Genomic DNA, 25,780 nt, shown 5'->3' on the forward strand with positions numbered 1-25,780 from the left:
CTCACTATGAGTGACACCACCCTTTCCCTCCTTTCCCCCGAAAAGCGCAAAGCCCTTGAGTTTGCCATCTCCCAAATTGAACGCAGCTTTGGTAAGGGCAGCATTATGCGCCTTGGAGATGCCACCAGCATGAAGGTGGAGACGATTTCCAGTGGCGCCCTCACCCTTGACCTTGCTTTGGGCGGTGGACTACCGAAGGGGCGGATCATTGAAATTTATGGGCCTGAAAGTTCAGGGAAAACCACCTTAGCCCTCCATGCCATCGCTGAAGTGCAAAAGGCAGGGGGTGTGGCGGCTTTTGTGGATGCTGAACATGCCCTTGATCCCACCTATGCCGCTGCCCTACGGGTAGATATTCAAAACTTACTGGTTGCCCAGCCAGACACTGGGGAAGCGGCTCTAGAAATTGTTGATCAACTGGTGCGCTCAACCGCTGTGGATATTATAGTGGTGGACTCCGTGGCCGCCTTAGTACCCCGTGCCGAAATTGAGGGTGACATGGGAGAGAGCCATGTGGGGCTGCAAGCCCGCCTCATGAGCCAAGCCCTGCGCAAAATTAACGGCAATATCAGTAAAACAGGTTGTACGGTGATTTTCCTGAACCAATTGCGGCAAAAAATTGGCCTCACCTACGGTAACCCGGAAACAACGACGGGGGGAGTAGCCCTCAAGTTCTATGCCTCGGTGCGCCTAGATATTCGACGGGTGCAAACCCTGAAGAAGGGAACAGAGGAATTTGGTATTCGCGCCAAAGTCAAGGTGGCCAAAAATAAAGTGGCGCCTCCCTTTCGCATTGCGGAGTTTGACATTATTTTTGGTAAGGGTATTGCCAATCTCGGCTGTATCCTCGACATGGCTGAGGAAGTTGGTGTGATTACCCGCAAGGGGGCTTGGTATTCCTACAACGGCGAAAATCTTGCCCAAGGCCGCGACAACACAATTAACTACATGGAGGAGAACCCCAGCTTTGCCCAAGAGATTGAACAGCAGGTGCGGCAAAGGTTTGACCAGCGGGTAGCCCTCTCCGCCAATACAGCGGCTTATACTGAGGAGGAAATTGGCGAAGGGGAATAGGGGCGATCGCTCGCCAGGGACTTTCGCAGGAGCAATTTCCGCTCTCCCCAAAACGTGAAGCCCTCCTCAACCACTTCAAAGCCACAGCGGGCATATAACTGCTGCGCCGCCTGATTTTGGGCAAGGACGTGAAGATAGAGATTGGAATAGGTGGAGCAAAGGTGGGTCTCAACAGTCTCTAATAGCCGCCGGCCAATGCCCCGCCGCCGGTAATCGGGATGCACCGCCAAATTGGAGAGATAGGGAGAGGGTTGCCCCCTAAGCTCACGGAGCTGCACTTCAACACTCCCCACACAGAGAGCAGAGCCTCCCGTGCGTAGGACGGCTAACCAACAGTGGTAGTGGGGCCGCTCCCGCTGCCAGCGATCGCGCAAATCCTGCTCAATCCCTAACTGAATGAAACTGCGCCAAAGGGCTTGCCAACCGCTGCCGGGATGAAAACTCAGCGCCACCAGCTGAGCGACACTGGGAAGGTCAGTGATCTCTGCCGCCCGAATCTCAATCATCCTAGGGCTGAGGAAGGGCAGATTGCTCAGGTTGGAGTTGGCTCATCAGTGCCCGCAGCGGGGGCTTGGCCAATAGGATTTGCGTATCCGCCACTAAGCGATCGCCCCAGAGGTTTTCCCGTTGAAACTCCACGGTGCCATAGCGGCTATCAAGGCGCAGGGCCTCCTCTGCCAGTTGCAGTGCTCTTGCTTCATTCCCCAGTTGCAACAGGGCTGTTGCTAGGGCTAGTTTCGGTTCACTCGCCTTGGGGTCAATGTCTGCGGCCTGTTCCCAGTTCTTAACTGCTTGGCGGATATGGCCCTGTTCATAGAGGACGAGGCCAATGTTGGTATAGGCTGGCCAAAACCGTCGATCCAAGCGCAATGAGCGGCGGTATTGCTCGATCGCCCGATCCTTCTGCCCCAATTTGAGATAGGCATTGCCCAGATTAAACCATTCCTCGGTGGCATTGGGCTTGAGTGCCAATCCCTGCTCGATCGCCCGTGCTGCGGCGTCGTAGCGCCCTAGGCGAAAATGGGCAGAGCCTAAGTTGAAATAAGCTCCTGGATTTTTGTCATTGAGTTTCAAAGACTGCTCTAGGGCTGGCACCGCATCCTTGGGTTGATTAACTGTCAGGTAGAGTCCCCCCAGTAATGCCCAAATTTCGTGGGCTCGGGGTGCCAACTGCACTGCCAGCTTTGCCCGCACCAAAGCATCTTCAAATTGCTGGAACTGCGCCAGTTGCAGGGCTTCTTGTGCCACGACAAAACCATTTTGTTCCATCTCCTTAGCATTGAGTTCAAGGGTGCGCGGCAGCACCACTTGTGCCGTGGCTACACTGCTACTCAGGAGGACTAGACTAAGACCAAGGAGAAAGCGGGCAGTTGTTTTAAGCACGATGGGCGTCTCGGTGTGAACTGAGCAGGGTAGATTCTTCTTTAGTTTGCCACAACCTCTCAGCATTTGGTGTTTGCTGCCGCCACCTTTGCGCCAAGATGCTTGCTTTCTGACAAATGATGGATTAATTTAGACCTTGGTTGGGCTCTCAATTTGTATGTTTCTTCACATTTTCTAAACAAAATTAAACATGTTTTTAGGGAAGCTTAAATGTCAAACAGTTCAGATCAAAACATCCCCAACTATCTTGTTCCAGCAATTCTTTCAACAATTTGTTGTTGTTTACCTTTTGGCGTTGTCGCTATTATTTTTGCTTCCCAAGTCAATTCAAGGTTAGCGGCCGGCGATCGCGCCGGGGCATTAGATGCCTCAAACAAAGCAAAGCTATTCACTTGGCTTGCCGTCATTTCAGGACTGGTGGGCAGTGCCATTTATATCATTCTGATCGTTATAGCTCAGCAAATCGGCCAATAACTGGCAATCGCTCGTAGTGGTGGGGAGAGCGCCAGCGCAGGAGATGACTCACGGGTTGCCCGACTAACTCCGTCCTCAGGCCAACGGCACGGCGGGGGTTCAGCGTTGCCAAGGCAAGAGCCGCCTCAAAGTCACACACCCCCCAATCCACCAAGCGCCCCACCATTGCCAAGAGGGGAACCGTTGTGCCACAGAGGGTACCATCCTCAAGGCGAGCGGTGCCATTTTTGACTTCAATGTGCCGTTGATCCCACGGGTAGATGCCATCCCCTAAACCCAGGGGGGCCAAGGCATCACTGACCAAAAAGAGGCGATCGCCCGCGCACTGCCACAGCAGCTTCAGCATTTGCGGATGAACATGAACCCCATCGCCAATGACCCCACACCAGACCCGTTGGTCCGTCAAAGCTGCCGCCAACAACCCCGGCTCGCGGTGATGTAGGGGGGGCATGGCATTAAAGGCATGGGTAATCATTGTTGCACCCGCATCAAAAGCCGCCTGAGCTTCCTCCACCGTGGCCAAAGAGTGACCTAAACTCACCGTGATCCCCAACTGCCGCAGATAGGGCAGCACCTCACCACTGGCATCTAATTCGGGGGCGAGGGTGAGAATCTCAATGGAATCACTGAACTCCCCTAGGACGGTTTGCACCCTTTCTAGGGTCAAGGGCTGAAGATGAGACGGGGGATGGGCACCGCGCTTCTGAGGATTGAGGAAAGGCCCCTCCAAATGCACACCCAAAATCTTGGCCTCAGATGCTTGCCCATTGGGCGCATACTCGTGGATTACCCCTAGGGCAGTGTGAATTTCAGCGAGGGGAGCGGTCACGATGGTGGGGGCATAGGCGTCAATCCCCTGTTGCCAAAGGTAGTGGCTAATGGTTGGCAGCGGCTCGGCTGTTTTTAACCAGGGAAAGGGAAGGCCCAAGGCACCATTAATTTGTAGATCTACGCCCCCAAGGGAGAGATAATCACCGGCAAAATCCAGAACCTCAACCGTTTCTGGTGGAATTAAGTTGGCACCAATGGCGGCCACCTTGCCATCGGCAATTTGCACCTGTTGCAGGCGATCGCTCCCCAAAAGCCGCACGCGATCCAGCCATTGCAGCACCCTCATGCGGGCGTTGCCTGCAGATCAGGACGTTCTTCAGGGACAATGGCCCCCTCCACAGGACACACTTGCAGACAAATGCCGCAGTCAATACAGGTGGCAAAATCAATCCAGAACCAATCGGTCCCCTTGGCATTTTTGCCCGGCCCCGGATGAATACAGGCCACGGGACAGGCCTCAACACAATCGGCAACCCCTTCGCAGGTATTCGTGACAATGGTGTGCGCCACAGTGTTCTCCTCACTGAGAGTTGAAGGACATCTCGTTAGATTCAGATCTCAATTTTAAGGCTGTCGGCTAAATCCCTAGATCAGACTTCGCCGCTTGGGCTGCCTCCAATAGCAGGGGGGTTGGTAGCTCCTCCCAGTCGCGATCGCCCATCTCCCCATAAAAATGTTCATCATAGCTACGGGTTTGGATGACCACCGGCATGGGCACAGCGTGACCGAGCACAAGCGCCTGTTGTTTGGAATCCAGCTTGGCTAACACCGATCGCAACTGCTGCGAACCCGCGACGCCAGTAAAAATGGCCTCAATGTCCTTTTCATCGTTGAGGAGGGCGGTGATGCGCGTGCCAATTTGGGACATGATCTCGCTATCAATGCCCGAAGGCCGTTGATCAACAACCAGGAGCGTGACAAAGTACTTGCGCATCTCGCGGGCAATCGTGCCAAAAATCGTCTGTTTCACCGTCGCTGGCTCCAAGAAGCGGTGAGCCTCTTCAATGGTGATCACCAGTTGACGGGGGCGATCGCTGGGATTTTTTGTTTGCAGAAACACCTCCGACTGCTGTACGTAGGCTTGGTGAATGCGGCGGGCAATGATATTCGTTGCCAGCATATAGGAGAGCATATTCGCTTGGGAGCCAAACTCAATCACCACATGTTGACCTGCAGCTAGGGTCTCCAAAATTTGGCCAATGTAGTTCTTGCTACAGGTGTTGCGTAGGTACTTCAGTTGTTCCAGCCGCGTGAGTTTCCGTTGCAGGGCCATGATGGAAGCCTTGCTGCCCATTTTCGTTTCACAAAACTCCTGAATCTCCTGATTGGTCATCATCAGCAGGCGAGTGATCCAGCCCTTGCCAAACTCATTGCGCAGAATCATTGCATTTTCCAGGCTGGCTTCCGAGAGGTTGAGTTCTGTCTGCACCAGCGCCAAGTCCTCGACCTCGATTTGATCAAAACCAATGTAGAGTTCCTGGGCATCGCGCACACCCCGCCGTTGGGTGGATTCAGGATCAAGGGTATAGATCTTTACTTGGCGTGGAAACAGTTGCCGCAATCCCTTCACGGTACTCAGTTGCTTGCCTTCACGGGTGGCCTCCCAGCCATACTCCGAGTGCATATCAAAAATCAGGTTCACCGCCGCCTGTTTGCGGATAATCCCCGACAACAACAGCCGCGTCAAAAAGGACTTGCCCGTTCCCGACTTGCCAAATATGCCATTGCTGCGCTCGACAAAGCGATCTAAATCCAAACAAATGGGCACCGCCATATCCAAGGGGGTGCCAATGGCAAAGTTGCGCCGCTGCGGATCGTCCTCCCAGCCAAAGACGGCGCGAAAGTCCCGTTCACTAGCCTCGTAGACGGGACTGAAATGGGCAGGAATGGTTTTCACAGGGCGTAATTCCTGCTCATCGTCGAGAATCATCAGCATTGGCGCCACACTCAAGGTGGCAAAGGTGCCACTACCCGCCAGCACCTCCTGCAAAAAGCTATCTTCAAGGGCGGGGGGATTGAGGAGAATGCGGGGATTGGCAGTGCCGAGAGTAACATCCGTCAGTAGGCAAAAGAAGCGCGATCGCCGGCCTTGCACCACTAAAAATTGCCCAACCCGCAGTTCCTCCACTGAAACCTGACCACTGAGTCGCACTTCAAGGCCTTGAGTGAGGGATCCTTGGACAACGATTCCCAGTTGTTGAGCCGTCATCTTTATTGCACTGTCACAACTTGGATGCGTTGGGGATCGCCAAAGCGGGGAGCACCTGCTGGGCTGTGGAATTCCGCCCCCGGTAGTTGACTCGGTTGCAGGGTTTGACTGAGGTGCTGCACATAACGATCCTGTGCCCGCCGAAAGCCCTCTAGGTTGCTGCCACCATTCAAGAGGGCAAAACAGACAGTGCCGTATTGAGCCGTAGGTAAGACCCCCACTAGGGCACTCACATTCCAAAGGGAACCGGTTTTCACTAGCGTCCCCGCAGGCAATTGACGATGCTCTACCGTACCGCCATCGCGTCCCGCCATGGGTAGCACATCTGCCAAACTGTGGTTGTTCGCGGCTAACTCCTGCTGGAGGGCAAAGAGCATACCACAGGCCGCCCGCGGAGAAATTCGATTCTCCTCCCCTAGCCCTGAACCATTGATCAGTTGAATTTCAGCGGCGGGAACATTGGCTTTACGGGCAGCCACCTGAGCCACAGTTGCAGCACCTCCTGCCATTTCTGCCAACAGTTCTGCAATCCCATTGTTGCTGTAGATATTCATTTGCCGCACAATTTCCCCTAGGGGCAGGGAGCGGTGCTCTAGGCGAATTGTGACATTGGCAGGGATCGTGCTTTGGAGGCGTGTTCCACCGGCAATACTCACTTGGGGGCGCGGTTGTTCCTTGAGGGGCTGCCCATAGGCCGCTGCAATTTCGGGGGTCCAACGGCGATGATCTAGGGCAAGTTTGAAGAGCTCTGCGCTGATCTGGGGCTCAGGGTAAAAGTTCATCATAAAGGGAGGAACGATGACTAAGTTCCCTTGCACTTGGCGAATGCCCAAGCGATTGAGGGCATTGCCGAGGGCGATCGCTTCCTCCCAAACAAAGAGGGGATCACTGCCGCCAATCAAGACTAAATCGCCCCTGAGGACACCGTTTTGTAGCCTGCCCGTCGTGCCAATGCGAGTGAGGAACTGATGGTCAAAGGGGTATTTGTCGAGAACAGCGAGGCTGGTGGCAATTTTGGTGACCGATGCCGCGGCAAGGGGGCGATCGCCCTGGTGGTTCACGAGTAACTGCTGGGCACTTTGAATCCAAATCCCCTGTTGGCTGGGGGGGAAGCCCTCCTGAGCCAGCGTCTGCAGGTAGCGATCGCGATACTGATGCAGCGCCGCATGATAGGGAAAGATCACCGCTTTAAGAGCCTCCAAGGGCGGCGGTCCCCAGTACCCTGCTACTGCTGCCAATAACTCCAACATCAGCCCTCTAGTTCACCGTCAATTCCCACCAGCCGAAGCTGGGGCCGATAAAACGCACTGTTAACCAAATCACCACCAGTAGGCCAATCCCCAGCCACGTTCCTCGCGTCACCCATTTCTGAATCAGCAGCAGTTGCTCCTTGTTTAGCCAGCTCCGCTTTTGTTGGCCGTAGGCCTCACCGAGGGTTTCCTTGCGCCGTTTTGCCTCACCCATAGTTGCTGCAAGAACAGTTACAGTCCTTATCCTAGAGCTTTTGGGGAGTAATGGTTAGCAATCTTGACAAGTCTCTGGGGCAACCGCAGCCAAGGGCTTACCTTGAGGACTCTAGGACAAAGTTCACCAACTTGCCCGGCACAACAATGATTTTTTTAATGGTTTTACCCGCGAGATAGCGTTGGCCAATCTCTGAGTGCTGGGCAGCTTCCTCCAGTTCGGCTTGGCTGGCAGTGGCTGGCACTTGGATCGCGCCACGGGTTTTACCCATGACCTGAATGACAAGGGTGATTTCATCGGCAACCAGGGCAGTGGGGTCTGCTTTTGGCCAGGGCTGGCGGTGAATTGAATCAGTGCCCCCCAGTTGATGCCAGAGTTCTTCGCTGATGTGGGGGGCAAAGGGGGCAAGGAGGGTGAGTAGGGTTTGGATGCCTTCGCTATAGACCCCAGAGGTGTAGCAGTCGGCACTGCTGAGGGCGTTACTGAGTTTCATGAGTTCAGCAACGGCCGTATTCAGTTGATAGTCACCTTCAATGTCTTCGCTGATTTCTTTAATGGCTGTGTGAATGGCCCGGCGCAGATCTTTTTCGGCTTTAGTGAGGGTTGCGGGCAGCGGTTGTCCCAGCCGACCCCCCTTGGCTTTGAACGTTTGTACCAGTCGCCAGACGCGGTTGAGGAAGCGAAACTGCCCTTCAACATCAGCATCGTCCCATTCCAGGTCTTTTTCGGGGGGCGCTTTGAAGAGAATAAACATCCGCGCGGTGTCGGCACCGTACTGTTGGATGACATCGCCGGGGGCAACGCCGTTGTATTTCGACTTGGACATTTTCTCATAGACCACCTCTAGGGCTTCCCCTGTGTCGGGGTCAGTGGGTTGGTTGAGATCGGCAATGCGACTGGGAATGACGTATTTACCAGTGCGTGGATTTTTGTAGGTGCGCCCTTGAACCATGCCTTGGGTGAGCAGGCGCTGAAAGGGTTCACTCACATGCACGAGCTGGCGATCGCGCAAGACTTTGGTAAAAAAGCGCGAGTAGAGCAAATGAAGAATGGCGTGCTCAATTCCCCCCACGTACTGATCCACCGGTAACCAGTCCTTGATGGCTGCCGGGTCAAAGGGGGCTTCACTGTTGCGGGCATCAGCGTAGCGGAAGTAGTACCAAGAGGAGTCAATGAACGTATCCATAGTATCTGTTTCCCGCTGAGCTGGCCCACCACACTTCGGGCAGGGGACATCGCGCCATGCAGCCAGCTTTGCCAAGGGAGAAGGCCCACGACCGGTAAACTCCACCTCTTCAGGGAGGAGCACCGGTAACTCTGAGCGCGGCACCGGCACTGGCCCACACTGTGGACAGTGAATGATGGGAATGGGGACTCCCCAATAGCGTTGGCGGGAAATGAGCCAATCCCGTAGGCGATACTGCACGTGCTCCCGTCCCCAACCTTGAGCCGTTGCGTATTCGGTAATGGCTACTTTAGCTGCAGTGGAGTCCATCCCATCAAATTGGCCACTATTGATCAGTTTCCCCGGCTCCGTATAGGCGGCCCTGAGGCGGGTACTGGCTTTGCCGTCTGGGGGGATGATCACTTGGCGGATGGGGAGCCTGTGGGCTTTGGCAAATTGAAAATCCCGCTCATCGTGGGCAGGTACACCCATCACGGCACCCGTCCCGTATTCGTAGAGGACATAATTAGCAATCCAAATCGGGATTTCTTCGCCGGTAAAGGGGTTCAGGGCTTTGCCGCCGGTGGCCACCCCCCGTTTGGGGCGATCGCCCGCCGTACGTTCCAGTTCACTTTCCTGTTGCACACTGGCAATAAAGGCTTCAACAGTTTTGCGGCGGCGGCTCGTGGTCACCTTCAGCGTCAGGGGATGTTCTGGGGCCAGCACCACGTATGTGACGCCATAGACCGTATCGGGACGGGTGGTAAAAACGCCAATTTTCTCATCACTGCCAACAATTGGGAATTCCAAATAGGCACCCCTGGACTGACCGATCCAGTTGGCCTGCATTAATTTCACCCGCTCTGGCCAGCCCGTCAGTTGTTCCAAGTCATTCAACAGTTCCTCGGCATAGGCGGTAATTTTCAGGAACCATTGCTTAAGCAGTCGCCGTTCCACTAGGGCCCCCGATCGCCAGGACCGTCCCTCACTGTCCACCTGCTCATTGGCCAAAACGGTTTGATCCACAGGATCCCAGTTCACTGCGGCCTCTTTCTGGTAGGCCAAGCCCGCCTCAAAGAATTCCAAAAACAGCCATTGTGTCCAGCGGTAGTAGTCAGGGTGACAGGTGGTCACCTCCCGTTCCCAATCGTAGGAGAGGCCAAGACGTTGCAGTTCTTGGCGCATTTGGCCAATATTCTGTTGTGTCCAGACGCGGGGATGAATTCCCCGTTCAATGGCAGCATTTTCCGCCGGCAGGCCAAAGGCATCCCAGCCCATGGGGTGGAGAACGCGATAGCCCTGCATCCGCCGACAGCGGGCAATGACATCGGTAATCGTATAGTTGCGGACGTGCCCCATGTGCAGATTCCCTGAGGGGTAGGGGAACATTGAGAGGGCATAGAATTTGGGTTTTTGCGGATCAGTGTCGGTGCGATCCAGTTGGCGTGCAGCCCATTCCTGTTGCCACTTGGCCTCAATCACTTGGGGGTCGTAGCGATCGTCCACAACAGTTTTCCCAAAAGCACAGCTTATCTATTCTATCTGGTGTATCTGACCCCTCACCCTCCAAGATGCCGCAACGGTGGCCTTAGCTTTCAGGTGTAGCAACCGGACGTAGGCGATAGCCTTGACCATAGACCGTTTGAATCAGGGAGGGCTCATCCCGATGCTCAATTTTGCGGCGTAGGAGCCGAATCTGGGCTGCCAATAGGTTGCGATTGACACAGGACTGATCCGGCCACAGTTGACTGGCAATCAATTCATGGCTGAGAAGTTCCGTCGGGTGTTTGAGGAAGAGCGCCAAAAGCGCCGTTTCCTTTTCCGAGAGGCAGATGCACTGTTGTCCCCGGTAGAGCAAACGACCTTCAACATCTAAACGCAAATCCTGCCAGCAAAGAACGGGGGCTGTACACCCCATCGTATGCCGCCGTCGCAGCAGTGCCCGTACCCGTGCCAGCAATTCCCGTAGTTCAAAAGGCTTCACTAAATAATCATCGGCCCCGGCATCCAGACCGCATACCCGGTCATCCACGGTATCTCGAGCAGTGAGAAAGAGAACGGGGGTCTCATCACCGGCTTGGCGCCATCGTTGACAGAGTTCTAGCCCCGTGGGTGGTGGGACCATCCAATCCAAAATCAATAGGTGGTAGGGGCGCTGCGTTTGCCAGTAGGTTTGAGCTGCTTCACCATCATAGGCCACGTCAACGTGGTAGCCCTCTTGACGTAGGATGTGACCCAAGGGGTCGGCTAATTCCGTTTCGTCCTCTAATAGCAGAATGTGCTCCACAATTCAACTGATGGCCGACGGACACCAAAATTTTAGCGAGGTCTTCTTGAGCTACGCCGCTGCTGGTAGCAATTGAGGGGGAACAGGAATTCCCGCTGCCATCGCCTCTGCTGGGAGCGTGGGTAAAAGGCGATAGCAGTAGAAAATAAATTGCTCTAACCACATTTGTAACAGATCTTGCTGCTCCTCGTTGAGGTAGCGATCGGGAGCAGACACTTGCTCATTGTAAAAGGTCTCAACCCGAATGGTGCGCAGCCAAGGAGTGTTGGGGCGGGTAATCAACCAGTAGTTACGCACCAGGTCGCGGCCGAGATGATTCTGGACGATCTGACTTGCCTGCCTAAACCATGGCAGATAGTTTTGCAGCCTCTGTAGGACCGGCGGCGTCAACAAAGGGTGTCCTGTGGATGTTAGGCCAAGGAGGTTAAGGATTTCACCCTCCAGTGCCAAGAGGTAGGCCAAGTTGATGGGCAAAGACGCCTTAGTCTGGGAGTAGGACATCAGCAGTGTGACTAGAGTGTCACGGGTTGCCTCTGGGAGTCTCTCAATCAGGAGAAGAAGTTCACTTTCGGTTCCCACGGCCCTCTCAGAGAGCATTGAGGCTTGGCGTTGATAGATTTCTTGGAGCGTACTCAGCAGTAGAGGAGGTAGGAACATGGTTAAGGGGGTGAGTTGAACTCATGCCAAAAAAGTTTAATAATTTCTTTATAGTTACCCTCGCAGATTTTGTAAGTTAGTGCTGCTACATTTAGTCTGAGCCAAATCATTAAAATAATCTATTATTTCAATAGTATTTACCCATGGCATTGTTTCTAGAACATAGGATATCTAAAGGGATAAAATCCTCTTCACTTGGAGCTTTTGCCGTTTTGAGCGCGTTCTACGCCCAAAAAAGGGTTGTAAATCCGCTAGCGATGCTTGCCAAGCCCTTAGCAATACGCTATACTAAACAAGCTGAAGCAACGCGGGGTAGAGCAGTCTGGTAGCTCGTCGGGCTCATAACCCGAAGGTCCATGGTTCAAATCCATGCCCCGCCATTTCAATTCTCAAATCAATCCTAGAGTCTCCTAATTCCCTAGCCCTCTGTGTCCCTGGGGTGATGTGTTGGTCTCGGCCTTGATTTGGTGCACGGCAGCAAAAAGACGCTGGCGATCGCCCGCTAGAGCTTGATCCAGTTCTGGCAAAAAGTAGTTGTCTGGCCATAGCGGTGCAAACAGGGTGACCATGGGCAAGTTGTCAATGGCAATGAAAAAGTCTGTGGGTTGAGGGCCATCAATGTGGCGGCTATTCACGCCAAAACCGGCGCGGGTATAGGTTATGGCAACGGCAGGTGCCGCAGAACGAAGCCAATCAAGGGGAGTTGGCTGACCGGTCATGGAGCGCACCAGTTGTTCCAGTTGTTCTGGGCTACCGGACCAAATGGAGGCCAAGAGGTCACGGCGGTTGTTGGGGGCATCCCACGCCTTGAGAAAGACTTCCAGTGTTGCGGGAGCTTTTAGTGTGGTCCCCCCGGGGTTGGCTAAGGGTCGCAGCCATACAGCGAGGGGGTCGGCTGCCGAGGGCAATTCCCCTTGCCACCAGTGCAGTAGGGTTGACACTTGACGCACATAGTGTCCGGCGGGGCGATCGCTGGGAATCGCCTGCTCGAGCTGACGATAGCGCTCTGTGACTGCCTTCAAAACTGGTTGATAAAAGGGTGCTAAAGGCGCCCCTCGCCAAGCCGGACTGGTGATGAAGATAGGATGGCGCAGCACCTCAAGGGTGAGGGCTTCGGTGGCAAGTTGCGGTTGATCAGCACCAATGAGGGCTAGGCCCAGTCCCAGGAAATTTCCCCGTTTAGCGGGTACTAATTGAGCCGCTTTCACAAAGGCAGGAATTGCTGCTGCAAAATTGCCACTGCGCCAGTAAAGCCATGCCAAGTTGCTATACCCAAACTCCAGGTGGGGAGAGAGGGCAATGCCTTTCTCAAACTCGACAATGGCAGTACGCAAAAGGCTCCTCTGGGCTGCGGCCTCATCGGTCATGATGGCTCGTTGACCATAGTTCCATCCCAGTTGCAGGGGATAGTAGGGTTCCCAAGGGGCAAGTTCCTGGGCATGGAAGAGCTTTTCGGTAAATTGATTCCAGTCGGGGGGGCGCGTCAAAAGGGCTAGGAAGCCTTCGCTGCTGCTGCTCCAAGCGCGATGGATGGGGGTGAGCCAAGCCGCCATTGCCACGGTGATCCCCAGACCAGCAGCCACCAGGGAGAGTGCCCAGCGGGTTCGTAACCGTTTGGGAGGGATTTGACCTTGACCGCTGCGAATCAGGGTGGTGAGGAGTGTTAGTTCAATCAGAAGGAGACCACCAATACCGACGTTATCGAGTTGAAAATCTGTGAGACTGAGAACCCCATAGCCCCAAAGGGCGAGGTAGAGGGCGATCGCCAGCCGTTGTTCCCGCTCTTCTAAGTTTGGCCACCAGCGACGGTAGCGGCTGGCCCAATAGACGAGGAGCCCTACCCCTAAAGCCAAGGCGGCTATCCCACCGATCCCCAGCTCTGCCCACAGTTGCACAGGAGTACTGTGGAGCTGATAAATCCACTCCGCTTCGCCGCCAGCCCAGCTCGGACGATAGTGCTGATACCAGAGGGGCACACTGCCTAAACCATTGCCCCTCAGAGGGTGGGCAGCTCCCATGCGCCAGCCAACAATACTGGTAATCCAGCGGTAGGTCAGTTCGCTCCCTGGTCCTCCCTGAAAAAGAGCTGCTAAGCTGCGTCGTAGGCGATCGTTGGCCAGAGCAACCACCCCTAAGCCCACCAAAGCCAAGAATCCCCACCAAGAGCGACGCTGGCGGCGACAGTACCGAATCCAACCGATGCCAAGGGGAATCACCATTGCCAGCAAGCCGAGGCCGCCCCCCCGTGAAAATGTGGTGTAGAGGGTTACTAGACCCAAAAGCAGCACGGCAATCCAAAATGGGCGCGATCGCCACCACGGTTCACTGGCTTCTGCTTCAATGGCCAAGAGTCCCACCAAAGGTAACCCTAGCAGCAGATAGCCCGCCACATAATTTTGGTGGCCAAAGGGTGCCCAGTTGCGGAGTTCCAAAGTGTCCCCATTGAGGTGGGGGGTGAGTCCTTGGGGGGTATCGAAAACTGCCGTGGCGATCGTTGTGCCCAACCAAAGGCTTAAACTGACAAGGATCACGAGGGCAGTGAGATAGCCTTGAAAGTGCACGATTTGCCAGCGTCGGTCTGGAGTGCGCAACCAAGCCCCTAGGGGATAAAGGACAGCGATTCCCCCCAACAGTGCCCAGCCATACCAGCGAGCCTGATTGGGAAAGGCACTCAAGGTTCCGGAAATCCCCAATGCCAACAGGAGTAACAGCACCACGCCATCAAAGCCATTTCCCAAGGGCTGCACCCGCCGTTGATAGGCCAACACCTGCAAAAACCAAAGGAGGGGAACCCCCACTGTCGCTTGCCACAGGAGTACCCAAGGCCAAGCCACCATGAGACTGTGACTGTCCGGCAGCAGAGTAAAAAGGGCATAGCCGGTTGCGCTGAGGAGCCCCAGCAATATCCCTTCTTGCCTAGCGGCTTTTTCCTGCCAGCTTTCCCCCTGGCTCATCCAGTTTCCTCAAGCAAAGGCCGTCACGACACGGTCCATGGCCTCAACCACGTTCTCGCGGCTATTGAAGGCTGAAAGACGCAAATAGCCCTCACCCGCTGCCCCAAAGCCAGCACCGGGGGTGCCCACCACAAAGCAGGTGTGCAGCAATTTATCGAAGAAGTCCCAACTACCCATACCGGCAGGTGTCTTCAGCCAAACGTAGGGGGCATTGACACCACCATAGACCTCAAAGCCTGCTTGGGTAAGTTTTTCGCGGATCAGACGGGCATTTTCCATATAAAAGGTCACCAATTCCCGTACTTGCGCTTGACCGGCTTCAGAATAGACGGCTTCGGCACCCCGCTGCACAATGTAGGACACCCCATTAAACTTCGTGGATTGCCGCCGTTGCCACAGCGACCAGAGTTCGACCGCGTCACCACTGGGGGTTTGCCCCTTGAGACCCTTGGGCACCACGGTAAAGGCACAGCGCGTTCCCGTAAAGCCGGCATTTTTGGAGAAGGAACGGAATTCAATGGCGCACTCGCGGGCACCGGGGATTTCATAGATCGAGTGGGGAATCGCTGGATCGGTAATAAAGGCTTCGTAGGCCGCATCGAAGAAGAGGATTGCTTTGTGGGCACGGGCATAGTCTACCCAGGCCTGCAAATGCTCCCGCGAGGCCACTGCCCCCGTGGGATTGTTGGGAAAGCAGAGGTAGATTAAGTCCACCGGTTCACTGGGCAGCGTGGCGGTGAAGTGGTTTTCAGCGGTAATGGGCAAATAGACCAGTCCAGCATACTCGCCGCGTTCGTTAGCTTCACCCGTATGGCCGGCCATGACATTGGTATCCACATAGACGGGATAGACGGGGTCTGTAACGGCAATGCGGTTGCTGTCGCCAAAAATATCCAGAATATTCCCTGTATCGCACTTGGAGCCATCGGAGATAAAAATTTCACTGGCATCAATGTCACAGCCCCGCGCTTGGAAGTCGTGAGCAGCAATTTTTTCCCGCAGCCAAGGATATCCCTGCTCAGGGCCATAGCCTTTGAAGGTGGCGCGATCGCCCATTTCTTCGACGGCTTTGATCATCGCTTCCCGGCAGGCCGCCGGCAGCGGTTCAGTGACATCACCAATCCCCAGTCGGATGAGGGGGGCGTCGGGATGGGCTTGCAAAAATTGATTGACGCGGCGGGCAATTTCTGGAAAGAGATACCCTGCCTTGAGTTTGAGGTAGTTTGCGTTAACAAAGGCCATAGTGCGCTTGAGTGAGAACAGAAGGTCAATATATCAGGATTCGAGAATCTCTTTCAGGCGAGAGTGCGCCAATTCCAGCGCCTCGGCCAATTTTGCCGGTTGAGATCCCCCCGCTTGGGCAAAGTTGGGACGCCCCCCGCCGCGCCCGCCACAGACTTGGGCGAGTGCCGCCACGAGTTGACCGGCATGCACACCCCGCTGCACAACATCCTGACTGGCAGCGACTAGGAGGTTCACTTTGTCAGCAGCCGGTTGGGTAGCCAAGACCACAGCACCACTACCTAATTTATTCAGCAGCCATTCGGCGGCGGTTTTTAGCCCTTGGGGATCGACCCCTGCTAAGGAGGCAATGAGAACGTGGCTATTCCCAACGGGTTTGGCCTGTTCTAGGAGGGCCTGAGTTTTGGCAAGGGCCAGTTCCGCCTTTAGGTGCTCCAGCGCCTTTTGCTGGGCTTTGAGATCTGCTTGTAGTTGGCTAATGCGATCCAGAATCTCTTCCGGTTTGGCTTTGAAGCGATCGCACAGCTCGCGGACAATGCTATCGCGCTGCTGCAAATAGTCCCGCACCGCCGCTCCAGCAATGGCTTCAATGCGACGAATTCCAGCGGCCACTCCACTTTCACTAATAATCTTAAAGAGGCCAATTTCAGCGGTGTTGTGCACATGGGTGCCACCACAGAGTTCCATAGACACCCCCGGAATATCAAGAACCCGCACCTGCTCACCATATTTTTCGCCAAACATGGCGATCGCCCCCTTGGCCTTGGCTTCGCTGAGGGCCATGATATAGGTGTGGGTGGTGTGGCTTTCGCTGATCCAAGCGTTAATTTGATCTTCGATCTGCTGCAGTTCCTCACGGGTCAGGGGACGGGGACAGTTAAAGTCAAAGCGCAGCCGATCAAAGGCCACCAATGACCCTGCTTGGGAAATGTTCTCGTCAATCAGCTTTTTCAAGGCTGCCTGCAGGAGGTGCGTTGCCGTGTGGTGCGCCTGTACCCGCCGCCGACAACTGAGATCAATTTGTGCGCTCACGCGATCCCCCACCTTTAGGCTGCCGCGCTCCACTTTGCCGTAGTGAACAAACAATTCCTTTTGCTTTTGTACATCGTGAATGTGCACCAGGGCATCACTGCTGGCTAAGTACCCGCGATCGCCAATTTGACCGCCCGATTCAGCATAAAAGGGGGTTGCCTCAAGGATCACCTGCACTTCCGTTCCTGCCGTTGCCGTTGTGGCCGGATGACCCGCCACCAAAATCGCCGTTACCGTCGTTGTCAAACTCAACTCCTCATAGCCACGAAACTGCGTAGGATGCAGTTGATCCCCTAGGGAATCAATCCCCTCCTGAACGGTCACATCAATAGTTTCGTGGGCTGCTTGGGAACGTTGTCGCTGCTCGGCCATACAGGCTTCAAACTCAGCCACATCCACACCAATACCTTGCTCTGCAGCAATCTCTTGGGTCAACTCCAAGGGGAAGCCGTAGGTATCAAACAGCACAAAGGCATCGCGCCCTGCCAGTTGCGGTTGACTGCGTTTTTTGCCCTTAGCCTTCTTCAGGGGAGACAGCATCTCCGCCAAGAGCTTCTCACCCCGATCCAAGGTTTTGAGAAACTGTTCCTCCTCCCGCTGCAGCTCGCTGAGAATAACTGCCTGCCGCTCGCGGACATTGGGATAGACATTGGCAGCCAGATCGATTGCCACTTGAGCAAGATCAGGGGTGACCAGCCCATTGATCCCCAACAGCCGGCTATGGCGCACAATGCGCCGAATCAACCGCCGCAGGACATAGCCACGCCCCACATTACTGGCGGTGACACCATCGGCAATGAGATGAACCACTGCCCGGGTGTGATCGCCAATCACCTTGAGGGAGGTTTGGGTGCTGGCATTGGCTTTCTGGTACTGAATCCCAGCTCGCTGCGCGGCTGCCTCAATAATTGGAAAAATTAAGTCCGTTTCGTAGTTGTTGGGCACCCCTTGGAGAACCTGTGCCATCCGCTCCAAGCCCATACCGGTATCAATGTTTTTCGCCTTGAGGGGGGTACGGTGACCTTGGTCGTCTTGGTTCAACTCCATGAACACTAGGTTGTAGAGTTCGATGAAGCGGCCATCGTCATCGAGATCAACGTTAGCTAGCCCCTTTTCTGGATAGAAGTCGTAGTAAATCTCAGAACAAGGACCACAGGGACCCGTCGGCCCCGCCGTCCAAAAGTTGCTCTCCTCGCCCATGCGCTGGATGCGCTCCTTGGGCAAGCCCACCTGGCGATGCCAAATGTCATAGGCCTCATCGTCATTTTCAAAGACGCTCACCAAGAGCCGTTCCGGGGGTAAACCATAAACCGTGGTCATCAGCTCCCATGCCCAAGCAATGGCCTCCCCCTTGAAGTAGTCGCCAAAGCTAAAGTTGCCCAGCATTTCAAAGAACGTGTGGTGGCGAGCGGTGCGGCCCACATTTTCAATGTCATTGGTGCGCAGACATTTTTGAGCGGTGGTGGCGCGGGGCACCTTCGGCGCTTCTTGACCGAGGAAAATCGGCTTGAAAGGGAGCATGCCAGCGATCGTCAGCAGCACCGTTGGATCATCAGGAATCAGGGACGCACTGGGTAAGATGGTGTGTCCTTTGGCGGCATAGAAATCGAGGAATTTCTGGCGAATTTGATCACCGGTGAGAGCAGTCATTGCCGACGCAGAGGGGGATGAGGTCATTGGAGCAAAGTCTCAACGGAGCGTAACAAACGGCAAAAATACTATTCCATCATACTGGATTGTCTTAGATGTGAAATCCGTGGGCGATCGCCCGCTTGCAGTCCCTACATCCCTGGCATCAGCCTAGGTGTCAAGACCCGTGACATTATCTACCCTTGAAACGAAGAGGTCTGGTCGCTCAGTTTGCCACCATCGCAGTTTCTCAATGGGAGTCATGTGGCCCAAAACGCGTTGGGGAATGCGGTGATTGTACGCCCAAAGGTATCGCGTGAGCGTCTCTTGCAAGTCGGCTGCCGAGACAAAGCGTTCAGCGCGCAGAATCTGGGCAATGCGGCCGTTGAAGCGTTCCACCATCCCGTTGGTTTGCGGATGGCGGGGTTGGATGAGCCGATGGGCGATGCGCTTTTCACGACAGAGCTGATCAAACGGATGACGTCCCGTGGGTTGGCGTTCGCCTGCGGAGGAGAAACGGTCGGTAAACTCCTTGCCGTTATCGGTCAGCACCGTACGCACCACGAAAGGAGCGTTGGCAAGGACATTTGCAAGAAAGCGCGTTGCCGATTCTGCGCTCTTATTCTCGTGGATTGCCAAATAGACCCAGCGCGTTGCCCGATCAATCGCGACAAAGAGGTAGCGGCGCTGCTCCTCATCCGGCATTTGTGGCAGGTATTTGACGTCGATGGGGATGAACCCGGGTGCGTACGCTTTGAACTGCCGCGTGGTGCTTTTGGGACTGCCTCCGAGGCTTTCGCGTTCCTGTTTAGTTACGCTCCATTGTTCAATGCTTTCCGGCCTTGGAACAAGCACTCAAGGAGCCGGTACGCTTCGAGGAGTTTAGCACGGCTTCTGGGAATATAATGATGCGGGACCTGACAACTAGCAACAATGGTAGTGAATTTACCCGCTGCACCGGGGATTCTGGCACTGAAGCCCAATGGGCAACTCCAACCCGGCCAAGACGACCGCTGGACCTTTACCCTGCGGTGTGGTGCTGATGCCGATGATCCCTCCGCGTTTATCTCTGTCAGTGGGGCGATCTCCCGGGTGCAGCCCGCTACGAATTTAGCAAAGAAACTTGGGAGCGATCGCCTGCAGGCAGCGGTTGAGGCGGGCCTTTGGTACGACACCTTGGCGATTTTGTCTGAGCTGCAGGGGAATGAAGCCACAGCAAACCTAGCCCGCAGCGAATGGGTCGCTCTATTATCCGCCGTTGGTCTCGGGAGTATTGCCCAAGCGCCCCTAGTACAATAAAACGTACAATAAAACTGAATGAGTTAGCGTGGTGGTTGCGGGAGTCTGCCACTCCTGAGGAAAGTCCGGGCTTCCGAAAGACCAAGCTTGCTGGGTAACGCCCAGTGCGGGTGACCGCGAGGAAAGTGCCACAGAAATAAACCGCCGATGGAGGGAAACCTCACAGGCAAGGGTGCAACGGTGCGGTAAGAGCGCACCAGCAACATCGAGAGATGTTGGCTCGGTAAACCCCGGCTGGAAGCAAGGTGTGCTAGCGCTAAGGAACCAGGGTTGGTCTTTTCCCCAGTTCTTTGCTAGCCAGAGCCGCTAGAGGCACTTGGTAACAAGTGTCCCAGATAGATAACCACCCTTTGAACAGAACCCGGCTTACGTCTAACTCATTCATTGATTCTTTCAACTCGGATCTTGAGAATTCCCTTGTGAGGATGCGCCCTTGAGTCTTTGCCCCTCTGGTCTCGATCATCTATGGTGAGGCTGGGTTATCTTGGCCCAGTGGGCACCTATAGTGAAGAAGCGGCTCAAAGCTACGCCCAATGGCACCGGGGAGAAGCCCTAACATTAGTTCCCGTGACGACGATCGCTGGCTGTCTTGAGGCCTTGGCGGCGGGCGAGCTCGATTTAGCCCTGGTGCCCAGCGAAAACTCTGTGGAGGGCAGCGTCAACATTACCTTGGATTCCCTGTGGCGATTGGATACACTCCACATTCAGTATGCCTTCATCCGCCCCATTGTCCATGCCTTCATTGCCCAAACCACAGATTTAGCCGAAATTGAAGCGGTCTATTCCCATCCCCAAGCCCTAGGGCAGTGCCAGGGCTGGTTGCAAGCCTATCTTCCCCAGGCTCGCCAGTGTCCCGTGACCTCCACCGCCGAAGGGCTGCAATATGTGGCACAGTCGGATCGGGTGGGGGCGATCGCCAGCGTGCGGGCAGCCCAACTCCATCACTTGCCCATTATCGCCACCGAAATCCAGGACATTCCCGACAACTGCACGCGGTTTTGGGTGGTGAGTCGCCAACAGGGGGAGGGTTGGCCCCAGCCGGGGGATACCCACACCTCCATTGCCTTTAGCCTCAAGGCCAATGCCCCCGGTGCCCTGCTCAAGGTGCTGCAACTCTTTAGCGATCGCCAGATTAACCTCAGCCGCATTGAATCGCGTCCCAGCAAACGGGCGTTGGGGGATTATCTTTTCTTTGTTGACCTGGAGGTGAATGGTCGCCCCGATGTCGTGGCCGATTGTCTGGTGGCACTCAAGGAAGCGACAGATGTCTTGAAAGTCTTTGGTAGTTATCAATTTCTAGACCTCGGAGAATAGATTGGCCATGCGCATTGGTGTCCCTAAGGAAATTAAGGATCAAGAATTCCGCGTCGGTCTAACGCCAGCAGGCGTGCAAAGTCTGCGGGAGCGCGGCCATGAAGTTCTCATTGAAAGTGGCGCCGGAGTGGGGTCAGGCTTCCTCGATGAGGCCTATGTTGCCGCAGGTGCCCAAATTGTGCCTACGGCTCAAGCCGCTTGGGATGCCCAACTGGTGGTCAAGGTCAAGGAACCCTTGCCCTCGGAGTATCGCTATTTGCGTTCTGGCCAATTCCTCTTTACCTACTTGCACCTTGCCGCCAGTCGCGAGCTAACGGTGGCGCTTCTGGAATCGGGGACAACCGCGATCGCCTACGAAAGTGTGGAAGAAACGCACCATGACCAACGCAGCTTCCCGCTGCTAACCCCCATGAGCATGATTGCCGGTCGCTTGGCGGTGCAGTTTGGTGCTCGCTTCCTAGAGCGTACCCAAGGGGGGCGGGGGGTCCTCCTCAGTGGTGTTCCGGGGGTGCGGCCGGGGCGAGTGGTCATTTTGGGGGGCGGTGTCGTCGGCACAGAAGCTGCCCGCATGGCGGTAGGCTTGGGAGCACAGGTGAGCATTCTCGATATCAATATCGAGCGCCTCAAATACCTAGAAACCCTCTTTGGCGCACGGGTAGAGTACCTCTACAGCAGCTCTCACGTGATTGCTGAGCGGTTGCCCGAAGCGGACTTAGTGATTGGTGCCGTTCTGGTGCCGGGTCGGCGTCCTCCCTGTTTGGTACCCAAGTCCCTTGTGCAAAGGATGCAGCCCGGAGCCGTCATTATTGATGTGGCAGTGGATCAGGGGGGCTGTGTGGAAACACTGCGACCCACCACCCATTCCAACCCCACCTATACCGCCTTTGGTGTCGTGCACTATGGCGTGCCCAATATGCCGGGGGCGGTGCCTTGGACAGCGACCCAAGCCCTGACAAATAGCACCTTGCCCTATATCCTTTGCCTCGCCGATCATGGCGATCGCGCCCTCGAGATCTCCCCTGCCCTTGCCAAGGGCTTAGTGGTCAAGCAGCACCATTTAGTCCATCCCGATGTGCGGGTTGTCTTTCCTGATCTGTAGGAAGGGGATCAAGCACCTCTACCTCTGGATTCAAATCTGGATTCAAATATTCTCCTAGCTCAAGAATTTTCCCTAATCCAGACACCATCAGCCTTAGAAGCATTTCTATCAGATTTGGAGGTGCTTGAATTTTCTGGAAACCCACTCCTAGAGAGAGATTGCGCCCCTAGGCAGCCGCAGATCTAAAAATTTTACAAAAATAAAATAATGATCAGGACTAGATGCTTGAAAATAGGTTGTGCTATAGTCGCTCCAGAGCACCTCCTGAGGGGGGTCAATGCTGGGAGTCTCTCACAGCCGAATCAATGGAAACGTGATATGCACAAAAGGGGGCTCGAGGGGCCCCCTGTGCTATGAGTCTGTCCCAGGTGAATTAATCCAAACCGGTTCGAGTGGCGAAGATAGGCAAGAGCAGCGTTACAAAATAAAAGACCAAGGGTGCTGTGAATACGTAGCTATCGGCGCGGTCTAAAATGCCGCCATGGCCCGGAATCAACTGCCCAGAATCTTTGACGCCGGCATCCCGTTTCATCATTGACTCGGTTAAATCGCCCAAGAGGCTGGCAATCCCAATCATCAGACCAAACAGGGCTCCCGCAAACCAAGGGAGCGGCCAGGTGAGGGAATAGGCCCCCCAAAGGGCGATGCCTAAACTTGCCAAGACGCCAAACACCGCTCCTTCGACGGTTTTCTTGGGACTGATGTGAGAGAGGCGGGTGCGGCCAAAGAGCTTCCCAACCGCATAGGCACCAATATCTGCCGCCCAAATACAGGCAAAGGCCAACAGCGTCACCTGCAATCCCAAGGGAAAGTCGCTCAGTTGCAGCCGTTCTGGCCAGAAGCCCCCCAAGGGCAGAGTTGACTGCTGTTCTAGTCCCCGCAGCCGCACCCAATAGCTGGGCAAATAGCCGCCATAAAACAAGCCCATAATGGAGGTGGAAATATCGGCGATCGAGGCCAGCTTAGGTTGAAACAGCAGGTAAAAACAAATAAAGGTACCCGCAACCGGAAAGACAGCATCCGCAAGGTCAGGCCGCAGGAGGGAAGTGATCAGCAGCACTTGACTGACGACGAGGGTTGTTTTAGCAGCCGGTGCACTCCCTTTCGCGCGGGCTAGTTCAAAATATTCCAGTTGCCCCAGATAAATCAGCGCCCCAATCCCCAGACAAAAATACCAACCGCCCAGGAAGGTCATTAGCAGCGCGAGGGCGATCGCGACAAGTCCACTAGCAATGCGGATCCAGAGCATAGGGGTCAGGGGCGGTGATAAAGGGTTACATTGAGCCGCGCGTTGGGTGTTGGTGTAGCGCGTCCAAAGAGCGATCGCCGCTACAGTAAAGCCGCTACAGTAAAGAGTTTAATCTAAATTCACTAACGTTAAGGAAACATTAACAGACTCCTCGCGAAAACAGAACCGATGGAAATGTCCTTGGCAAGCTATAACGGATCAAGGAACATCCTAGGGGCAAGGGCGTCATGAAAAGCAATTGGTCTGAGGTCGATTGTATCCATGACATCCAGTCTTCCCCTTGCTTGGACACGCGGTGAGGAGACCAGTGCGCGGGTGACGGTGCCACTGACAAAACTGACAGCCCAAGAGTTGGTTGCGCGCTGTCAAGCCGGCAGAACCCCAGATCGGGCTGCCTTTACTGAATTGTTGCGGCGATACCAATCCCATGTGGAGCGAATGATCTATCACCTTGCGCCCGACTGGGACGATCGCGCCGACCTGGTGCAAGAAGTCTGGATTCGAGTCTATCGCAACATTCACAAATTGCAAGACACCAGCAAATTTCAGGGTTGGCTCAGTCGCATTGCCACGAACTTGTTTTACGATGAGTTGCGTAAACGTAAACGCCATCACCCCCCCCTTTCACTGGATGCGCCCCTGAAAACCCAAGAGGGTGAAATGAACTGGGAACTTGCCACCAGTGAGGCCAGTCCCGATGACCGGTTGCGTACCGATGAATTCTACGATCAATTACGGCGAGCGATCGCCAACCTACCGGAAACCTTTCGGACAACGATTGTCCTCCGGGAAATTGAAGGCCTCTCCTACGAGGAAATTGCCCAAATCACCGGGGCTTCCCTCGGAACTGTAAAGTCGCGAATTGCCCGGGCCCGACAGCGACTCCAACTCGAACTCCAACCGTACTTGGACCTCCCTTGAACCGAAGGCGAATCACCCCTACCCTTTTCCTGCAAGGACAGACCTCTATGATGGACGAACTTGATCACTGCAAACGCGATACCTTTGAACGCCTGAGCGCCTACCTTGATGGTGAAGTGACCGCTGCAGAACGGCAACAGGTGGAAGCATGGCTGGCTACCGATTCTGAAGCACAACGCCTCTATCAGCGACTCCTGAACCTCAGGCAGCAGATGCAGGAATTGCCCGTGCCCTTGACCCCCTGCCCGGCGGATCAGTTAGCCGCCCAAGTCATTGCTCAGGCCAATCGCCGCCGTCGCATTTGGGTCCTAGGGAGTGCCGGAGCAACCCTAGCGGCATCCTTCGTGGCAATGCTGAGCGGCCTCATTCCCAATCCCTTTTCCAGTCTGCCGGTGGCTATCACCAGTCCTGCCCGCCTTGAGCCAGAGGTCTCTCCTCCACCGGTTGAGCCAACGGCAGTCGGTTTGATGCTCCGTCTTGACCGTCCCCCCGTGCCCATCCCCGTCAGCGAAACCGCGCCTGCTGCCTTAGGGGAACCCAGCTCAGAACCGACGCCGAAAACTATTGTCCAGGAATAACCTCAGGCTTGAAGGGACGCTCTAAAAGACAATGGAGGGCAGCCTGAGGCGTGAGAGAGCCACACAGGACCGCATTCACCATTGCAGTAATCGGAATATCTAATTGATGCTGCTGAGCATAGGTGCACAGCACCCGAGCAGTGTTCACCCCTTCAGCAGTGCCCTTGGTTAAGGCTAGGGCTTGGGAGAGGGACTTACCCTGGGCAAGATGCCACCCCACTTGATAATTGCGACTGAGGGCGCTCGTACAGGTGGCAAGCAGATCCCCTAATCCTGAAAGGCCGTAGAAGGTTTCCACTTGTCCGCCCCAGTGGGTACCTACCCGCACCATTTCCACGAGTCCTCGGGTAATCAGGGCAGAGCGGGCATTAACGCCAAGACCGAGGCCATCATTGACGCCACAGGCGATCGCAATCACATTTTTGAAGATGCCCCCCATTTCAACACCCCGCCGGTCCTCATTACTATAGAGGCGAAACGTGGGACTGCCCAAACAATCCTGAACCTGCTTGGTGGCTGCCAGATTGCCCCCCACCACCGCTGCTGCCGGCAATCCCTGCTGGATTTCACTGGCTAGGTTGGGTCCCGAAAGCACCACCAGATCGTGATGGGGACAGTAAGTTTGCCAAATATCCGCCGCTGTGGCAAAGGTTTCCGATTCTAGGCCCTTTGTGGCACTCACAAGAATGATTCCTAAGGGGGGGTGAAGGCGGGTGACTTGGGCAGCCACTTCGCGCACCGCTTTGATAGGGAGAGCCGAAACCAGTAAATGAATGTCTTGGAAAAGAGCAGCCGAGAGTGCCCCCTGCGATCGCCCCCAGGAGGAAACTGTGCAACCCCGTTGCTCAAATAGGTATGCCAGTGTTTGTCCCCAATGACCTAAGCCCAAAATCAATACCCTTGGGGACATCGCAGCCCC

At 55.1% G+C, this 25,780-nt stretch carries 22 protein-coding genes, 1 tRNA gene, 1 other RNA gene and 1 pseudogene; 9 read left to right on the forward strand and 16 right to left on the reverse strand.

Annotation, left to right across the window (positions count from 1 at the left end; genetic code table 11):
- Positions 1-6: 6 nt before the first annotated feature.
- Complete coding sequence (recA, locus tag TLL_RS10585) at positions 7-1,074, forward strand: recombinase RecA (protein ID WP_011057924.1); 1,068 nt, start codon at positions 7-9, stop codon at positions 1,072-1,074.
- Here recA and TLL_RS10590 read toward each other — a convergent pair.
- Both TLL_RS10590 and TLL_RS10595 read right to left on the reverse strand, forming a co-directional pair.
- Positions 1,041-1,580, reverse strand: coding sequence for a GNAT family N-acetyltransferase (locus TLL_RS10590; protein ID WP_011057925.1), 540 nt, complete (start codon positions 1,578-1,580; stop codon positions 1,041-1,043). The genes recA and TLL_RS10590 overlap by 34 nt on opposite strands.
- Position 1,581: 1 nt before the next feature.
- A complete protein-coding gene (locus tag TLL_RS10595; RefSeq protein WP_231833771.1) occupies positions 1,582-2,457 on the reverse strand; it encodes a tetratricopeptide repeat protein in 876 nt (291 codons plus the stop codon).
- 210 nt (positions 2,458-2,667) lie between these two features.
- Here TLL_RS10595 and TLL_RS10600 point away from each other — a divergent pair, with 210 nt between their 5' ends.
- Positions 2,668-2,931, forward strand: a complete 264-nt coding sequence (locus TLL_RS10600; RefSeq protein WP_011057927.1) for a CD225/dispanin family protein — start codon at positions 2,668-2,670, stop codon at positions 2,929-2,931.
- On the opposite strand, the gene nagA is transcribed toward TLL_RS10600, so the two are convergent.
- From nagA to TLL_RS10640, 8 genes are all read right to left on the reverse strand, one after another.
- Complete coding sequence (gene nagA, locus TLL_RS10605; RefSeq protein WP_011057928.1) at positions 2,906-4,048, reverse strand: N-acetylglucosamine-6-phosphate deacetylase; 1,143 nt, start codon at positions 4,046-4,048, stop codon at positions 2,906-2,908. The genes TLL_RS10600 and nagA overlap by 26 nt on opposite strands.
- Entirely contained in the window at positions 4,045-4,272 is a 228-nt protein-coding gene (locus tag TLL_RS10610) for an indolepyruvate ferredoxin oxidoreductase subunit alpha (protein ID WP_011057929.1), read from the reverse strand. Before TLL_RS10610 ends, nagA begins: the two co-directional genes overlap by 4 nt.
- A gap of 67 nt (positions 4,273-4,339) precedes the next feature.
- Positions 4,340-5,971: a helicase HerA domain-containing protein gene (locus tag TLL_RS10615; RefSeq protein WP_011057930.1), complete on the reverse strand. Its 1,632-nt coding sequence runs from the start codon at positions 5,969-5,971 to the stop codon at positions 4,340-4,342.
- Positions 5,972-5,973: 2 nt separating this feature from the next.
- Complete coding sequence (locus tag TLL_RS10620) at positions 5,974-7,221, reverse strand: D-alanyl-D-alanine carboxypeptidase (RefSeq protein WP_011057931.1); 1,248 nt, start codon at positions 7,219-7,221, stop codon at positions 5,974-5,976.
- 7 nt (positions 7,222-7,228) lie between these two features.
- On the reverse strand, positions 7,229-7,435 hold the full coding sequence (locus TLL_RS10625) for a DUF2839 domain-containing protein (RefSeq protein WP_011057932.1): 207 nt from the start codon (positions 7,433-7,435) through the stop codon (positions 7,229-7,231).
- Between the two features lie 97 nt (positions 7,436-7,532).
- Positions 7,533-10,106: a leucine--tRNA ligase gene (gene leuS / locus TLL_RS10630; RefSeq protein WP_011057933.1), complete on the reverse strand. Its 2,574-nt coding sequence runs from the start codon at positions 10,104-10,106 to the stop codon at positions 7,533-7,535.
- Between the two features lie 82 nt (positions 10,107-10,188).
- On the reverse strand, positions 10,189-10,887 hold the full coding sequence (locus tag TLL_RS10635; RefSeq protein ID WP_011057934.1) for a response regulator transcription factor: 699 nt from the start codon (positions 10,885-10,887) through the stop codon (positions 10,189-10,191).
- 51 nt (positions 10,888-10,938) lie between these two features.
- The gene (locus TLL_RS10640; protein ID WP_011057935.1) at positions 10,939-11,544 is read right to left on the reverse strand and encodes a hypothetical protein; all 606 of its coding nucleotides are present in this window, start codon (positions 11,542-11,544) and stop codon (positions 10,939-10,941) included.
- 306 nt (positions 11,545-11,850) lie between these two features.
- Here TLL_RS10640 and TLL_RS10645 point away from each other — a divergent pair.
- Positions 11,851-11,924: transfer RNA gene (locus tag TLL_RS10645), tRNA-Met, on the forward strand.
- Between the two features lie 30 nt (positions 11,925-11,954).
- Here TLL_RS10645 and TLL_RS10650 read toward each other — a convergent pair.
- From TLL_RS10650 to TLL_RS10665, 4 genes and pseudogenes are all read right to left on the reverse strand, one after another.
- Complete coding sequence (locus TLL_RS10650) at positions 11,955-14,498, reverse strand: O-antigen ligase family protein (protein ID WP_011057936.1); 2,544 nt, start codon at positions 14,496-14,498, stop codon at positions 11,955-11,957.
- A 9-nt stretch (positions 14,499-14,507) separates the two neighbouring features.
- Positions 14,508-15,740 (reverse strand): LL-diaminopimelate aminotransferase, encoded by a 1,233-nt coding sequence (locus TLL_RS10655; protein WP_011057937.1) that lies wholly within the window; start codon positions 15,738-15,740, stop codon positions 14,508-14,510.
- Positions 15,741-15,773: 33 nt separating this feature from the next.
- A complete protein-coding gene (gene alaS / locus TLL_RS10660; protein WP_011057938.1) occupies positions 15,774-18,449 on the reverse strand; it encodes an alanine--tRNA ligase in 2,676 nt (891 codons plus the stop codon).
- Positions 18,450-18,572: 123 nt separating this feature from the next.
- Positions 18,573-19,208 (reverse strand): annotated as a pseudogene (locus TLL_RS10665) (DDE-type integrase/transposase/recombinase); the annotation flags it as partial.
- A 126-nt stretch (positions 19,209-19,334) separates the two neighbouring features.
- Between TLL_RS10665 and TLL_RS10670 the strand changes: the two are divergent.
- The 4 genes from TLL_RS10670 to ald all read left to right on the forward strand — a co-directional run bounded on the left by TLL_RS10670 (position 19,335) and on the right by ald (position 22,113).
- Positions 19,335-19,700, forward strand: a complete 366-nt coding sequence (locus tag TLL_RS10670) for a DUF928 domain-containing protein (protein ID WP_011057939.1) — start codon at positions 19,335-19,337, stop codon at positions 19,698-19,700.
- A 19-nt stretch (positions 19,701-19,719) separates the two neighbouring features.
- Positions 19,720-20,084: RNase P RNA component class A (gene rnpB / locus TLL_RS10675), an RNA gene on the forward strand.
- An 81-nt stretch (positions 20,085-20,165) separates the two neighbouring features.
- The gene (pheA, locus tag TLL_RS10680) at positions 20,166-21,014 is read left to right on the forward strand and encodes a prephenate dehydratase (RefSeq protein WP_011057940.1); all 849 of its coding nucleotides are present in this window, start codon (positions 20,166-20,168) and stop codon (positions 21,012-21,014) included.
- 7 nt (positions 21,015-21,021) lie between these two features.
- Positions 21,022-22,113, forward strand: a complete 1,092-nt coding sequence (gene ald, locus TLL_RS10685) for an alanine dehydrogenase (protein ID WP_011057941.1) — start codon at positions 21,022-21,024, stop codon at positions 22,111-22,113.
- 373 nt (positions 22,114-22,486) lie between these two features.
- Here ald and TLL_RS10690 read toward each other — a convergent pair whose 3' ends face one another.
- Positions 22,487-23,362 (reverse strand): phosphatidate cytidylyltransferase, encoded by an 876-nt coding sequence (locus tag TLL_RS10690; protein WP_011057942.1) that lies wholly within the window; start codon positions 23,360-23,362, stop codon positions 22,487-22,489.
- 261 nt (positions 23,363-23,623) lie between these two features.
- Between TLL_RS10690 and TLL_RS10695 the strand changes: the two genes are divergently transcribed.
- The gene (locus TLL_RS10695; RefSeq protein WP_011057943.1) at positions 23,624-24,283 is read left to right on the forward strand and encodes a sigma-70 family RNA polymerase sigma factor; all 660 of its coding nucleotides are present in this window, start codon (positions 23,624-23,626) and stop codon (positions 24,281-24,283) included.
- A 47-nt stretch (positions 24,284-24,330) separates the two neighbouring features.
- Positions 24,331-24,861 carry an anti-sigma factor family protein gene (locus tag TLL_RS10700; RefSeq protein ID WP_011057944.1) on the forward strand — a complete coding sequence of 177 codons (531 nt, stop codon included), beginning with the start codon at positions 24,331-24,333 and terminating at the stop codon, positions 24,859-24,861.
- Here the strand turns inward: TLL_RS10700 and TLL_RS10705 are convergent.
- Positions 24,845-25,771, reverse strand: coding sequence for an NAD(P)H-dependent glycerol-3-phosphate dehydrogenase (locus TLL_RS10705; protein WP_011057945.1), 927 nt, complete (start codon positions 25,769-25,771; stop codon positions 24,845-24,847). The two genes, TLL_RS10700 and TLL_RS10705, sit on opposite strands and share 17 nt — an antisense overlap.
- Positions 25,772-25,780 lie beyond the last annotated feature (9 nt).

Source organism: Thermosynechococcus vestitus BP-1 (assembly GCF_000011345.1).
Classification (GTDB): domain Bacteria; phylum Cyanobacteriota; class Cyanobacteriia; order Thermosynechococcales; family Thermosynechococcaceae; genus Thermosynechococcus; species Thermosynechococcus vestitus.